At 63.4% G+C, this 12,947-nt stretch carries 17 protein-coding genes; 9 read left to right on the plus strand and 8 right to left on the minus strand.

Going from position 1 to position 12,947, the window contains the following annotated elements; translation table 11 throughout:
- The first annotated feature begins 541 nt into the window (after positions 1-541).
- The 4 genes from Q8M13_RS18045 (at position 542) to Q8M13_RS18060 (ending at position 3,885) form a co-directional block, all read left to right on the plus strand.
- A complete protein-coding gene (locus Q8M13_RS18045) occupies positions 542-955 on the plus strand; it encodes a S24 family peptidase (RefSeq protein ID WP_305301522.1) in 414 nt (137 codons plus the stop codon).
- Between the two features lie 2 nt (positions 956-957).
- A complete protein-coding gene (locus Q8M13_RS18050; RefSeq protein ID WP_305301523.1) occupies positions 958-2,130 on the plus strand; it encodes a recombinase family protein in 1,173 nt (390 codons plus the stop codon).
- Positions 2,127-3,548 carry a recombinase family protein gene (locus Q8M13_RS18055; RefSeq protein ID WP_305301524.1) on the plus strand — a complete coding sequence of 474 codons (1,422 nt, stop codon included), beginning with the start codon at positions 2,127-2,129 and terminating at the stop codon, positions 3,546-3,548. The genes Q8M13_RS18050 and Q8M13_RS18055 overlap by 4 nt, the downstream gene beginning before the upstream one ends.
- Positions 3,549-3,672: 124 nt before the next feature.
- On the plus strand, positions 3,673-3,885 hold the full coding sequence (locus tag Q8M13_RS18060; protein ID WP_305301525.1) for a hypothetical protein: 213 nt from the start codon (positions 3,673-3,675) through the stop codon (positions 3,883-3,885).
- A gap of 41 nt (positions 3,886-3,926) precedes the next feature.
- Here Q8M13_RS18060 and Q8M13_RS18065 read toward each other — a convergent pair whose 3' ends face one another.
- From Q8M13_RS18065 to Q8M13_RS18075, 3 genes are all read right to left on the minus strand, one after another.
- Positions 3,927-4,331: a GFA family protein gene (locus Q8M13_RS18065; RefSeq protein WP_305301526.1), complete on the minus strand. Its 405-nt coding sequence runs from the start codon at positions 4,329-4,331 to the stop codon at positions 3,927-3,929.
- 27 nt (positions 4,332-4,358) lie between these two features.
- Positions 4,359-4,967: a flavodoxin family protein gene (locus tag Q8M13_RS18070; protein ID WP_305301527.1), complete on the minus strand. Its 609-nt coding sequence runs from the start codon at positions 4,965-4,967 to the stop codon at positions 4,359-4,361.
- A gap of 249 nt (positions 4,968-5,216) precedes the next feature.
- Positions 5,217-5,408 (minus strand): hypothetical protein, encoded by a 192-nt coding sequence (locus tag Q8M13_RS18075; protein ID WP_305301529.1) that lies wholly within the window; start codon positions 5,406-5,408, stop codon positions 5,217-5,219.
- Positions 5,409-5,487: 79 nt separating this feature from the next.
- On the opposite strand from Q8M13_RS18075, the gene Q8M13_RS18080 reads away from it, so the two are divergent.
- Positions 5,488-5,760: a helix-turn-helix domain-containing protein gene (locus Q8M13_RS18080; RefSeq protein WP_305301530.1), complete on the plus strand. Its 273-nt coding sequence runs from the start codon at positions 5,488-5,490 to the stop codon at positions 5,758-5,760.
- A gap of 109 nt (positions 5,761-5,869) precedes the next feature.
- Here the strand turns inward: Q8M13_RS18080 and Q8M13_RS18085 are convergent, their stop codons facing one another.
- The 5 genes from Q8M13_RS18085 to dinB all read right to left on the minus strand — a co-directional run bounded on the left by Q8M13_RS18085 (position 5,870) and on the right by dinB (position 9,377).
- Positions 5,870-6,763 (minus strand): 3'-5' exonuclease, encoded by an 894-nt coding sequence (locus Q8M13_RS18085; RefSeq protein ID WP_305301531.1) that lies wholly within the window; start codon positions 6,761-6,763, stop codon positions 5,870-5,872.
- Between the two features lie 117 nt (positions 6,764-6,880).
- Positions 6,881-7,597, minus strand: coding sequence for an RES family NAD+ phosphorylase (locus Q8M13_RS18090; protein WP_305301533.1), 717 nt, complete (start codon positions 7,595-7,597; stop codon positions 6,881-6,883).
- Positions 7,594-8,007, minus strand: coding sequence for an MbcA/ParS/Xre antitoxin family protein (locus Q8M13_RS18095; RefSeq protein WP_305301534.1), 414 nt, complete (start codon positions 8,005-8,007; stop codon positions 7,594-7,596). The genes Q8M13_RS18090 and Q8M13_RS18095 overlap by 4 nt, the downstream gene beginning before the upstream one ends.
- A 75-nt stretch (positions 8,008-8,082) precedes the next feature.
- Positions 8,083-8,253 carry a hypothetical protein gene (locus Q8M13_RS18100; protein WP_305301535.1) on the minus strand — a complete coding sequence of 57 codons (171 nt, stop codon included), beginning with the start codon at positions 8,251-8,253 and terminating at the stop codon, positions 8,083-8,085.
- A complete protein-coding gene (dinB, locus tag Q8M13_RS18105; RefSeq protein WP_305301536.1) occupies positions 8,250-9,377 on the minus strand; it encodes a DNA polymerase IV in 1,128 nt (375 codons plus the stop codon). Before dinB ends, Q8M13_RS18100 begins: the two co-directional genes overlap by 4 nt.
- A gap of 284 nt (positions 9,378-9,661) precedes the next feature.
- On the opposite strand from dinB, the gene Q8M13_RS18110 reads away from it, so the two are divergent.
- The 4 genes from Q8M13_RS18110 to Q8M13_RS18125 all read left to right on the plus strand — a co-directional run bounded on the left by Q8M13_RS18110 (position 9,662) and on the right by Q8M13_RS18125 (position 12,944).
- Positions 9,662-10,171, plus strand: a complete 510-nt coding sequence (locus tag Q8M13_RS18110; RefSeq protein WP_305301537.1) for a lipocalin family protein — start codon at positions 9,662-9,664, stop codon at positions 10,169-10,171.
- A gap of 227 nt (positions 10,172-10,398) precedes the next feature.
- Positions 10,399-10,635, plus strand: a complete 237-nt coding sequence (locus Q8M13_RS18115; RefSeq protein WP_305301539.1) for a hypothetical protein — start codon at positions 10,399-10,401, stop codon at positions 10,633-10,635.
- Positions 10,636-10,833: 198 nt separating this feature from the next.
- Positions 10,834-11,553, plus strand: coding sequence for an IclR family transcriptional regulator (locus Q8M13_RS18120; protein ID WP_305301540.1), 720 nt, complete (start codon positions 10,834-10,836; stop codon positions 11,551-11,553).
- A complete protein-coding gene (locus Q8M13_RS18125; protein ID WP_305301541.1) occupies positions 11,550-12,944 on the plus strand; it encodes an MmgE/PrpD family protein in 1,395 nt (464 codons plus the stop codon). The genes Q8M13_RS18120 and Q8M13_RS18125 overlap by 4 nt, the downstream gene beginning before the upstream one ends.
- The last annotated feature ends 3 nt before the right edge of the window (positions 12,945-12,947 follow it).

The raw sequence follows: 12,947 nt of genomic DNA on the forward strand, positions 1-12,947 counted from the left end.
CGCCGATCTAACCTTCGGCGCGACCTCTTCCCGTCCCCTCGCCAACAGCCTAGCCCGGCAAGCCCAACCAAAGCTGCAAAAGACCCAAGGCTGCGAGAAGCACGAGGATCGCGCCGATCACGAAGACTCCGGCGCCCGTGGCGTTCGCCTTGAACCACCCTCCAACCTCCACGGAAAGAGAATCCTTTGTCGGCTGTGTTGGAGGCTTCGGACGCGTGACCATGCGCAATCTGTATTTTTTATACAGCAATTTGGCAACATCAAAATGTATGATAAATACAACTGCATGCTTATCCAGACGCCAGCGACGAGATTGAAGGAGGCCCGCCGCCGAGCCGGGTTCCAAACCGCCCGAGCGGCTGCTTCGCAATTCAACTGGAACGTTAATACCTATTCCTCGAACGAGAATGGCAATGCGACCTTCTCGTACGCAACGGCCAAGCGTTATGCGGCGGCGTTGGGGGTATCCGCAGCCTGGCTATATGACGGTACGGATACGTCAGATTCGGACGCGCCGAGAGCGGAGCGACATCCGATCCTCGTGCCGGTAATCGGGCGGGTCGGCGCCGATACCGAAGGCCGCGTGTTGTTCGCCACCGGACAGGAGGCTGGCGACCTGGTCCCCCTGCCGCCTGGTGGGACCGACAAGGCCGTCGCCCTAAGAGTAGTGGGTCATTCGATGCGCGGGGTCGCCGACGACGGCGGCCTGATCTATTTCGAGGTTCAGCGGACCCCGCCGACTCCGGACATGTTCGGCCATGTAGTCGTTGTGGAGACCCTTGAAGGCGAGGTGCTGGTGAAACGCCTGCTGCGGGGTTCGCGCGGCGGTCGCTACGATCTGGAAAGCGTCGTCGGACCGGTGCGTGAGAACGCCAAGCTGCGCTGGGCGGCGCATATCACTGCGATCATTCCGCCTCATCAGGCTCGGCGCATCCTGCGCACCACAGGGGTCTAGCCATGTCGGCGCCCTCAAAGCGGGTCGCCCAATATCTGCGGGTTTCGACCGACCATCAACGCTACGCCCTCGCCGGACAAGCGGCGCACATTGCGGCCTATGCCGAGCGCTGCGGATTGACGATCGTACGGACCTATGTCGATGCGGGCGTCAGCGGTCTCACACGTGAAGGGCGCAAGGGCCTTCAGCAACTGCTGGCTGACGTGGTCGGCGGAAAGGCCGACTATCAGACGATCCTGGTCTACGATGTCAGCCGCTGGGGTCGCTTTCAAAACCCTGATGAGAGCGCTCACTATGAATTTGTCTGCCGAGCGGCGGGCGTGGGGGTCCAATATTGCGCCGAGACATTCGGCGATGGCGGCGTGAGCAGCGCCCTGCTCAAACAGATCAAACGGGTAATGGCCGCCGAATACAGTCGTCAGCTTTCAACGAACGTCGCAGGCGCGCAGCGCCGCAATGCCGCCCGCGGGCTCTGGCAGGGCGGCCCCCCAGGCTTTGGCCTGCGCCGCGCTGTGGTGGGAGGAAACGGCGAGATAAAGGCTGTCCTGGAGCGTGGCGAGCACAAGGCGACCGCATCCGACAAGGTCGTGCTGAGCCTGGGGCCACCGGAAGAGCAAGCGGTGATCGCCAGAATCTACCAACTCTTCCTCGAAGATCGCATTACGCGCACAGCGATCGTCCGAATGCTGAACAATGAAGGCGTCCCTTATGGCGACGAGCGACCCTGGACCTACCAACGCGTCGCCAATGTTCTGACCAACCCGGTCTATGCCGGCGAACAGGCCTTCGGAAAGACGGTGAGGCCGCTTGGCGGTCGACTGGAAAAGCGAGCGCCCTGCGATTGGGTGAGGGCCAAGACGCAAACGCGGGTGATCGCCCCGGCTAACCAAGCGAAGGCGGCGAAGCTGATCGCCTCCAAGATGGTGATTCTGAGTGAGGAGGAGATGCTGGCGCGTCTCAAAACGCTCGCCAGACGGAAGGGCCGCCTGTCGAAGCAGCTCATCAAGAACGCCGAAGACCTTCCCTGCGCTGACACCTACGCCAACCGGTTCGGAAGCCTCATGAAGGCCTATCAATTGATCGGCTATGACTACAAGGCCGTACGCGCCAAGCGACGCCCGGCCGAACTCGTCAAGGCTCGGCGGACGCGCCGACTCAGGAGCCGGACGCGTTGAGGAAAGACCAAAAGTCCGCCAGCCCTGCGCGGGTGGTGCAGTACCTGCGGATGTCGACCTCCCAGCAGCCCAACTCCCTCGCCCATCAGTCCGCGGCGATCTCGACGCATGCCCAGGGGCGCGGCTATGAAATCGTCCGAACCTATGAGGATGCCGGCCTGAGCGGCGTGGCCGCCAAGGGGCGACCTGCGTTCCAGGAGCTCCTGGCGACCGTGCTGGGCGGCCGAGCCGACTTTGAAGCAATCCTCGTCTACGACGTCAGCCGCTGGGGGCGGTTTCAAGATCCCGACGAGGCGGCGCACTATGAGTTCTTATGTGCGCAGGAAGGTGTGCGCATCGAATACTGCGCCGAAGCTTTTGGCGGCGGGCTTGCCGTGCCCGACGTGTTGATGAAGGCGCTAAAGCGGGCCATGGCGGCGGAGTTTTCCCGCGAGCTGGGCGCTAAGGTGAAGAACGCCCAACGACGCTATGCGGCAGACGGATACTGGCTCCATGGCGACCCCGGCTATGGCCTTGCCCGTCAGGTTGCTCAGGTGAACGGCACGCCAGGCCGGCGACTATCGCCGGGCGAACGCAACGCCGATCGGGACACGCGAACCGTCCTGGTCAAGGGCGTGGCTCGCGAGGTGGAGATCGTGCGGCGCATGTTTCGCCTTTGCGTGAAGGACGGCATGGGCGCTGGGGCGATCGCAAGCCGCCTCAATCAGGAAAACGTCCCCTCGCCCAAAGGCCGCACCTGGTCAGCGGAGCGGGTGCGCGAAATCCTCACCAACCCAAAGTATGCCGGCGTCCTGACGACCCAGCGCAGGACCACCCCCCTAGGCGGTCGCCGACGGGTCGCCCCGGCCGAGACCTGGATCTCATCCGAAGCCAGCCCACCGCTTGTCTCAAAGTCAATTTTCAACGCGGCCCAGGAGGCTCTTTGTCCGCGGCCGTCTCCGCCGCACGATGAAGCGCTGCTTGACGCGCTTCGAGCCATTGCAGAGACCTACGGCGTTGTCAGCGAGCCGCGCCTCAAGGCGCTCGGCGTCGCCTATCATCGCAGTTACCGTCACCGCTTCGGAAGCCTTCAGGCGGCCTTCGCTCGTGTTGGCTACGCGCCTCCCAAACACTTCCCCAAGGGTCAGCTAGACGATGACGCGTTGCTCACCGGCTTGGCCAACCTCTTCCTGCGCTGCGGCGACATATCCCCAAGACTGATCAACGCCGATCCCCTTCTTCCCAGCGCGAGTCATTATCGAGTCCGCTTCGGCTCCCTCGCCAAGGCCTACGCCCTGATTGGGTTTGTCCGGATCAGCGCCTCTGAGGCGGCCTCTCCCCTGGGAGCCGCTCGCCTCGCGGCCCGTCGGCGTCAAATTGAAATGTGGGCTGTCGGCGGCGTCGGACATGGGGCGAAGGGTGAACTGACCATGACCTGAACCGCGGGTCATGCGCTCACCAACATTTCGCCGGCTCCAACCATGTTGCCTCCCCGCTCAGCCGCGACTAGCGTGGCCTTATTCCCCCGCAATCAGCCGCAGTTCCTGCGGAGAGCGGGGATGCATGCCGATTTACTCGTTTTCCCTCATCAATCATCTCGGCGAGCGCTTCGGCACGCGTCAGGCGGCTTGTCCCGACGATCATTCGGCGATTGACCACGCAAAACGATTTGAAGAGGCAGGCTACCCCGTCGAGGTTCATATCGGTGGCCGGCGCGTCTCATTGTCCTGCACGCCGATATGGATCCCTGAGGACTGGTTGGTGCGGGTTCTGTAGACGAGGGTTTCGACCAGGATTGGGGCGGCAGGTTCCTCGGATCACTCGGCGATGCGGGCGGGTGCGCGCTCAAAGGCGCAAACCCAATCTGGAGCCGATCGCCGCCAGATCTGACGGGTTGGGATGAGGCGATCGCGTTGCCGCACCCCGCCCCAGCGAACGCCCCAGTCTTCCGCGTCCTCGCCCTCGCCGCTGGTGAACAGCGGAGATCCGCAGTCTGAGCAAAAATGCTGGAAGCGTCTGCGGCCGCTCGCTCCACGCTTAATGTAGATCCTGGGTTCACCTTTGATCCGCAGCAGCTTGCGCTTTACGGAGACGGAGACCCGAAACGCCGTTCCGGTCAGCGCCTGACAGTCGGTGCAATGGCAAATGGTCACCGACGCGGGATCGACCGACGCCTCGTAGGTGATGCGCCCGCAGTGGCAACTTCCATCAATCGGAATCACGGTGATGCGGTCTCCATGCAGCGGCGATCAACCGGGGAATGGATTGTCCTTCAGGAGGGCCGCCAGATGGCTTGCGTTGGCGGCCACCATTTTCGCGGTTTTCGTCACCATCCTCGGCATGGCCTTCAGATCCTGAAAATCGGTGTCGCCCATCGCCTCGCCCACCCAATAGCATCCACCCACCGGCGGAATCGTCCATCCGACATCGTTGAGCGCCTGAAACACCTGGGCGCAGACATTGTGCGCGCCGTCCTCGTTCCCGACGACCGCGCAAACCGCGATCTTGGAGTAGGAAGGCATCCGCCCGGCTTCATCCGTCTCGTCGAGAAACGCGTCCATGCGTTCCAGCACCCGTTTGGCGACGCTGCTTGGCTGGCCCATCCAGATGGGCGTTCCGAACACAAGGATGTCGGCGGCGAGGATGGCCGTTCGAATGGCCGGCCATCCATCGCCCGGACCCTCATCGGAGGTGACGCCGGGCAGAACATTGTGCGCCGCGATGCGGATCGTCGGCGCGATCTCCGCGCTGAACTTCTTCATTTCGCCGGCAAGGACGCCGATCATGGCGTCTGTGGAGCTCTTGGCTTTTGGATCGGACTTCAGCGTGCAGTTGATGGGCTGGACGATCAGGGACATGCGGGGCTCCTTCTGCCGGTTTCGCTCTAGCGCCTGACGCCAAGAACGTTCCGACGGCGACAAACCGGCTCATGGGTCGGAAGCCGGCTAGAGGTCCGATAGGCAATGAGAGGCGTCAGATCCCTCGTGTCAGGTTGGACTATGCCTAATCCTCACGGCGCGGCTTGGATCCCGGCTCGGCTGGGGCCAGCTGGCTTTTGGGTTGGATGGTCTCGCGCCGACGCCACACCAGGAAGCAGCCAAGCCAGGTCAGCACACCGCCTCGAGTTCGTCGGATTCAGCGGCGCATCGACGTTCGCGAAGGACATCGTGCAATGCGTCGGCAAGCTCGAGCACATCGCCCTTCGCCAGACAGCGCGAGGCCGAGACAACCAGGTATTTCAAGTCTGCGAAGGCAATCGGCTCGTTGAATTGCTCAATGCCGGGGAGTGTCATGTCCATCCGATATTTTCCTCAAGCAACTGACGCAGGTGAACAACTCCTGCGTTGAATCGTTCCTGCCCGACCTCGACGAAACGAGGTGGACAGCGATGATCATTTGGGGGGAACTATGTACAGTTCGACAACGCGCAAACCCGATCCAATAGACGGGGTCATCTCCGCCAAGATCACCGCGCGCCGCAAATCGCGAGGCGTCTCTCAGCAGGCTCTAGCCGAAAAAATCGGCGTCAGTTTTCAGCAGATCCAGAAATACGAAAGCGGCGAAAACCGCGTCGCGGCCTCAAGACTGATCCGCATCGCCCGCGCCCTAGGGTGCCAGATCACCGACCTTATTCCTGACGAAGATAGATGATCGCCGCGGGGAATATTCGACCCTGAATATCGGGCCTAAACTTCGGCGAGGGTGGCAAGGACGTGACGACGTCATGCGACTTGCTTAGGCTTCGACTTTATCAGCCCCGTCAGACCCGCTCGGAAAACCGGTCATAGGCGTCGATGCGCCTGACCAGCAGCTCGATGTCGCGCTGATAGATCTCGGCGCGAAGGAACGTCAGTTCGGCCTCCCGCGCGCCCTCGCCTAGATCGATGTACCAGGCCTTGGGGGATCCATTGCCGTCTCCGTTCCAGCGATATCCACGCGCCTTCAGGACGTCCTTGAGGTCATAGGGCGAGTTCTCGGCCCAGATCCGCCAAGTCGGCCGGCGCGCCTCGTCCAAGAGGTGGGCCAAGGCCGGACGACCGCTGGACTTCATGGGCCGGGCCAGGATTTCGATGGCCGCCAGACAATCGTTGTGAGCCCGATGCTTGTCGTAGAAGAACCCCGCTCCAGCGGCCAGGTGCGCAAGACGAGCTCCCTCGTGGCCGTCGGCCGACCAGTCGACCTGCGACATCGAGCAAGCCCAGGGTTTGGTGGTGAAGGTTTCGCAAAAGCGCTCCAGGAAGCGCCGGTCGAACGCTGCGTTGTGGGCGATCACCAAGGCCGCCGGCGCCGCGAAGCTGGCGACAGCCGCCGGATCCATGACCTGTCCGGCGACCATCTCATTGGTGATGCCGGTCAGAGCGGTGATCTCCGCTGAAATCCTGGTCGCCGGCTCTCGCAACCCTTCGAACGCCGCGCCGACCTCGAGCACCTGACCGCTCAGGTCATAGAGGAACGGCGTCATGGCCAATTCGATGATCTCATCGCGCGCCGGATCCAGGCCCGTCGTCTCGACGTCGACGAACAGGCCCGTCCGCACCGGCCCCGCCAGGCTCGCTTGCGCCGCACGCGGCTCCAGCTTGCGCAGGACCCGGTATCGACCCGTGGCCTCAAGCGCCTCGGCCATGGCCTCCAGATGTGCGGTTTTGTCGTCCAAATCGAGCCTCGGAGCTTTCAGCTTCGGTGGATCACCGTGGCTGGAGACAAAAGCTGCTCGCCCATGCCAGGCTGCGCTGCTGCTGTAACGAGCCCGCGCGATTGCTGCGCGGTCGCGTTACTCGACGATCCGAAAGACCGCGCCGCTTGCCGGTTCGCGATAGAGATCCACCCGTTCGCCATTCCAATGATAGTCAAGGTGGCGGCCCTGCACCGGATTTCCAGCCAAGTCCGGATAGAAGAGCCCCACGCAGTTTCCCTCCGACGTCCGAACGCTGGGATAGACCACGCCGCCAGCTCCCGCGGCGTGCAGCTGGGCGCCCAGGATACGGCTTTCGACATAGCTGTCTCGATCAAGAACCCCCGCGAATTTGCGCTCATCGCCGCGCAGGTCGCGCAGCTCGGCGTCGACCGTCAGGATGATCTCACGAAATTGGGACGTCCAACCGGGGGCCTCGTTCGTCATCGCCATGAAGACGGCGTGGTGATGGATGGTTTCCAGTAGCGCCACGTCGAAAGCTTCGCCTGCGTAGAGCACCCCGAAACGACCGTCGCTGAACCGGCTGGGCCGGTCAGGACTGACATGGGTGAAGGGCGCCATGAGATAGCTGGCGCCGGGGCCGCCGACCCGCCTCGACGGAGGGATCAGGTCGAGATTGCCCACGTTCTCCATCAGCCGTGGGTTGGTCTTCTGCTCGGCCGATAGCAGCAACGCCCAATCAGCTGGATCGGCGATATCCTCAAAGAGATCGATCGGCGGGTAGATGCTGCGGATGATCCGCACGGCGGCGCGCCACGTCACACGCGCCGTCGGCGTCTCGTCGACGTTGATCACCAGGCGCTACGCTCGGCGTCTAGGAAACGCCGCACCCGCATCAGGTCGGTCAACTCTCCGCCCAGCATGATCTCAAGAGCCGAGCGGCCCTCGAACGCCTGATTGGACGCCTTGATCCAGCCATAGCCGCGCTGCGGCTCACGAAAGATTATGCGCAAGGCTTTGTGGACACCCATCAGGTTCGAAAGCCGCGCCTTGGCGTCGCGGTCGATGCGGCCTTGCTCACCGGCCTTCCATCGCCGGTAGGTGCGCACCGGCATGTCCAGCAGGGTCGCCGCCTGCTCGTCGGTCAATTCCCAGCGCCCGAAGAGATTGACCACCGCGCGGAACATCGCAGCGGCTTCGGCGTCCGAAATCGGATCGGGTCGAAACGCGTGCACCGCCGTATCGATGGGAAGGACAAGGGTCATGCTCGACTCTCCATATGGCCGAACATAGGTCAAACACGGCCAAATGGCAATAACGGCTCGTGGGCGATGCTGGCGTCACCTGGGGCGCTCGCATTCGCTGCCCGGCGTTAGGCCAAGTTCGGCGGCGTCAGCATAGCATTCAGCCTCGGCGCTCTTACGCTCATAGGCGAGGGCCAAGGTCATGCAGATCAGGGCCAGACCCACGCAAAAGCCTGCCATTAGCCGCAGGAGCGTACGGTGGGTCATGCGTGCTCGCCTGTCGGTTGATCGGCATGCGACTGCGCCACAATAGGCGGGGCGAAGTCCAGTTGATCAGCGCGCGCCCGCTCGGCCTGGCCAAAGTTAGAGAGCGTCACGCCGACAAGTCGAACCCCGGTTCGCGGCGGAAAAAGGGTCCGAACCAGACTCAAACTGACGTCGCGCAGCATTTCAGGGTCGCCCACCAACGTGCTCACCGATCGACTTCGGGTCACTTGCTTAAAATCGGCCCACTTCACCTTGACGGTGACGGTGCGGGCGCGCGCCCCGGTCTTCTCACACCAGTCCCAGACGTCATCGGCCATAGAGAGCACGCCGGCCTCGATCTCTCGCGGATCCAGCAGGTCGCGCTGGAAAGTGGTCTCGGCGCCGGACGACTTGCGCTCGCGATCTGGGTTGACCGGGCGCTCGTCCACGCCGCGTGAGATCGCGTGATACCAGGGACCTGACTTGCCAAAGTGCCGCTCAAGGAATTCTAGGGACTGGCGACGCAGGTCCGCGCCGGTGAAGATGCCCAGGCGCTCCATCTTGGCCGCCGTCACGGGCCCCACGCCGTGGAACCGGCCGATCGGCAGGCTCTCGACATAGACCTCCCCTCGTCCTGGCGGGACGACATACTGGCCGTTGGGCTTGCGCTGATCGGAGGCTAGCTTGGCGAGAAATTTGTTGTAGGAGACGCCCGCCGACGCGGTCAGCCCGGTTTCAGCGAAGATACGTCCACGGATCTCTTCGGCGGTCTGCGATGCCGTGGGCAAGCCACGCAGGTTGGCCGAAACATCGAGATACGCCTCATCCAAGGACAAGGGTTCGATCAGCCCCGTGTATTCAGCGAATATCGCGTGAATCTGGCGAGACACGGCCTTGTAGACCTCGAAGCGGGGCGGCGCGAACACCAACTCGGGACACTTGCGCATGGCCGTCGTCGACGGCATCGCTGATCGCACGCCAAACGCTCGCGCTTCATAGCTCGCCGCCGCCACGACACCGCGCGCGGCGGCGTAACCCACGGCCAAGGGCCGCCCCCTGAGGGCCGGGTCGTCCCGCTGTTCAACCGAAGCAAAGAACGCGTCCATGTCGACATGGATGATCTTGCGGAGAGGTGCGTCATTCATCCCCTCCGAGCATAGGCGATTTGGAACTTAACGGGAACATCTTCCCGATTGCGACGTTGGCCCGCTGGCGAAACCTCGCTTCGGTGACGGCGGACGTGGCACCTCGGTGGCCGGCCATCCGAACTGGAGAAACCTTGGCATGGCGTTTGAGGTTATGTGCTCAGCGACCAAGCTACCGCTGTCAGACAAGCTCTCCCGCAAGTCAGTGGCGTCGACCTCTTGAGCCCAAGGCGGACTATGACGTCTCTTGATCTGGGACAAACCATTCGACGGAGACCATCCGGATGAGCGACGTCACACCCGTTTCCCAAGTCGATCTCCAACGTTATTTGGGCCGATGGTACGAAATTCGCCGCTTGCCTTTGAGGTGGGAGGACGAAGCGGCGAGCGACATCACCGCGACTTACGCCTTGAGCGAGGACGGCGCTGTGCGTGTCGACAACCGTTGTTTCGATAAAGAGGGCGAACCCACTCAGTCCGTCGGCGTGGCCAAACCGGCCGACGAGACGAACGCTCGACTTAAGGTGAGCTTCCTACCGAAATTCATTCGATGGATACCGTTCACCGAGGGTGACTATTGGATTCTAAAACTGGACCCCGAATACCAGATCGCACTTGTGGGGACTCCGGACCGCAAGCACCTGTGGCTGCTTGCCCGTGACCCGAGCGTCCCGGACATGACAGTCCAATCCTATCTCGCCGAAGCTCGTCGGCAGGATTTCGATTTGACCGATCTGATCACGCCCCGCCACACAGGCCGCGAGGTTACGGACGCTCTCCTGGCCGAAAATTGAAACTCGTGCTGGCGTGAGGAGTGGCGGGTCTCGATTCTGACCTCGGGGGAATTAGAGCGCGGCTAACAGTCGCCTCTCGCGCAGGCGGACGCCGGCAAGACATCGCCCGCCGAACCTGACGACCGGCGCCACCTGTCGCGTGGGGATGTCATTTTCAGTCGACACCGCGCCTTGCGCAACACCGGCTTGTTTCTAAATGCCGGATCAAAACTGACATGGAGGGCCCAATGAAACGCATTGAGATCTCCCCGGTCGACAGCGGCTGGATGCTACGCACCGAGGCGATGGAAAGCGTGCTCTTCTTCAAGAGCGAAGCATCGGCCGAGAGCGCGGCCATCAGGCTTGCACAAGGTCTAGCCGACGCCGGCGAAGAGGCCGCGGTTGAGATCTTTCTTCGCGATGGAAGCCTTGGTCGTCGCTTCACCACCCCGCCGATGCGTCTCCAGAACATCGTCGGGGCCTGACCTCGTCAGGCGGTGCGCGCGGCCCAAGCGTGCTTCGGCAAGCGAGGTCTCACTTCCGGTCATCCACACCACGACCGACGTTTGGCCCCATCGCCTGATCCGAATACTGTTCCGCTCTACGGAACAATATTTCATCACTTGGAACAATAGCAGCGCCTGCGGTAGGGTCTGCGCAAGACCTATGGAGTCGACGCAATCATGGATCGGGCCGTCTCCCGCAGCTTCGCCATCTTGGAGGCCCTGGCCCGCTCGCGTGGGCCTGCGCGATTGTCGGACCTGTCCGCGGCGACCGACCTTCAGAAGAGCACGGTCCACCGGATCCTCGCGACGCTCTCGGAGCTAGGATACGCCGACCAGGACGACTCTGGACGCTATCGCCCTACCCTTCGGTCGTGGGAGATCGGCATTGGGGTTGTCGCTGACCTCCCAATCTATCGGGTCGCTGCGGGCTACCTCCATGCGCTTCACCGGACGACCGGAGAAACGGTCAGTTTGACGGTGTTGTCTGGAAGCGACGTCCTCTATCTGGAGAAGCTCACCGCCGCCCGGCCGGTGCGCTTCCTCACCCGGGTCGGAAGCCGCGTGCCGGCGCCGCTCACCGCGGGCGGCAAGGCGATCCTCTCGGCTCGCATCGACGCCCCCCAGCTTATCGAAGAGGCCGCAGTCCACCGCGACCTAGATGTCCCTGCCCTGATGACGGAACTCGAAGAGTGCCGTCAGCGGGGATACGCGCTCTCCGGCTACAGCCCCGGCGTCACGAGCATCGGCGCAGCGGTTGCAGCCGGAGGCGCACCTCCAGAGGCCGCCTTGTCCGTGTCTGCGCCCAGCGAGAGGCTCGCGGGCAAGAAACGCGAGGCGATCATCGAGGCGCTGCTTGAGACCCGGGCCCGCATGACCGAGGCGCTGGACCGGCCATGAGCCAGCCCATGTTGGAAATTCCGGTCGGCGAACGGCTGGCCAGCTACGTCAGCGGCGCTCTGGACGCCTGGCCTTGCCAGACGCATCGCCAATTGGCCAAGCTCCACATCCTGGACACGCTTGCGGCCATCGTCGCATGTCGCGACCTGGAACCCGCGGTCCTGGCCCGCAACTACGCCCTATCGCTGAGTGGCGGCGGCGACGGTCCTAACGCAGCCACGATCCTGGGTACTCACGCCCGCGCCAGCATCGTCGATGCGGCGTTCGCCAGCGCCATGACGGGCCACGGCGCGGAGATCAACGACTTCATTCCGTCGGCCTTTGTCCAGCCAGGTCCTGCAGTGCTCAGCGCAGCCTTGGCGATCGCCGAGACGCGGGGCGCTTCGGGCGCCGAGCTGCTCCGCGCGGTCATGGCCGGCTATGAACTGGCCGGGCGCATGCCCAAAGCTCTTGGCGTCGAGAACCTGCGCCGCGCGGGCGTTGCAAATCACGGCCTTGGCCCTCTGTTTGGCGCAGCCACGGCCGCCGCGATCCTGCTGCGCCTGCCCGCTGACAGGATTGGCGACGTATTCACCTTCTGCGCTCAGCAGGCCTCGGGCTCCTGGCAGTGGCTGCTCGACGTCGAACACATCGAAAAGGCGTTTGTCTTCGCCGGCATGGGCGCTCGCGACGGCCTTCATGCCGCGCTGATGGTTTCGGCGGGCTTCCGCGGCGTCCGGAACGCTCTGGACCATCCGGGCGGCTGGATGCGCGGCGCGATGTTCTCCGGGGGTGATGCGAACCGGGCCTATCTGGTCGACGATCTCGGCGAGCGCTCGGAGCTGCCGCTAACCGCGTTCAAGCGCTATCCGGTCGGCGGCCCGACGCAGCCGGCGGTCGAGGCGCTCTTGGACCTGTCGCCGGCGATCGCGGGCCAAGCGGTTCAAAGCGTATTCATCGAGATGCCGGGCCGCTGGCAGGCGTTTCGCGACGCCGCCATGCCCGCGCTCAATCTGCGCTACCTCGCCGCGATCATCCTGATCGATGGACGTCTGGATTTCGTGAGCGCGCAGAGTCTTACGCGCATGGCGCAGGAGGAGGCGGTCAAGGATCTGATGGCGAAGATCGAAATCGCCCACGACCCTGCGCAGGAGGCTGCGCCCGGCTCGCCCAGGACGGAGTCCGCCCGCGTGCGGATCACCCTGGAGGACGGGCGAGAATTCTCGCGGTTCGTCCCCCATGTCCTGGGATTTCCGTCCCATCCAATGGATGCGGCCGATGTTGAATCCAAGGCCTTCAACCTGATGGTCGAGCACCTGGGGCCCGAGCGCGCGCAGGCCGTCATCGCCGCGGTCCGGGGGATAGAGACCCTTCCCGACTGCAAACCGCTCATCGAACTCATCGCACGCTGAACG

The sequence above is a fragment of the Phenylobacterium sp. genome, assembly GCF_030681155.1.
Classification (GTDB): Bacteria; Pseudomonadota; Alphaproteobacteria; order Caulobacterales; family Caulobacteraceae; genus Phenylobacterium.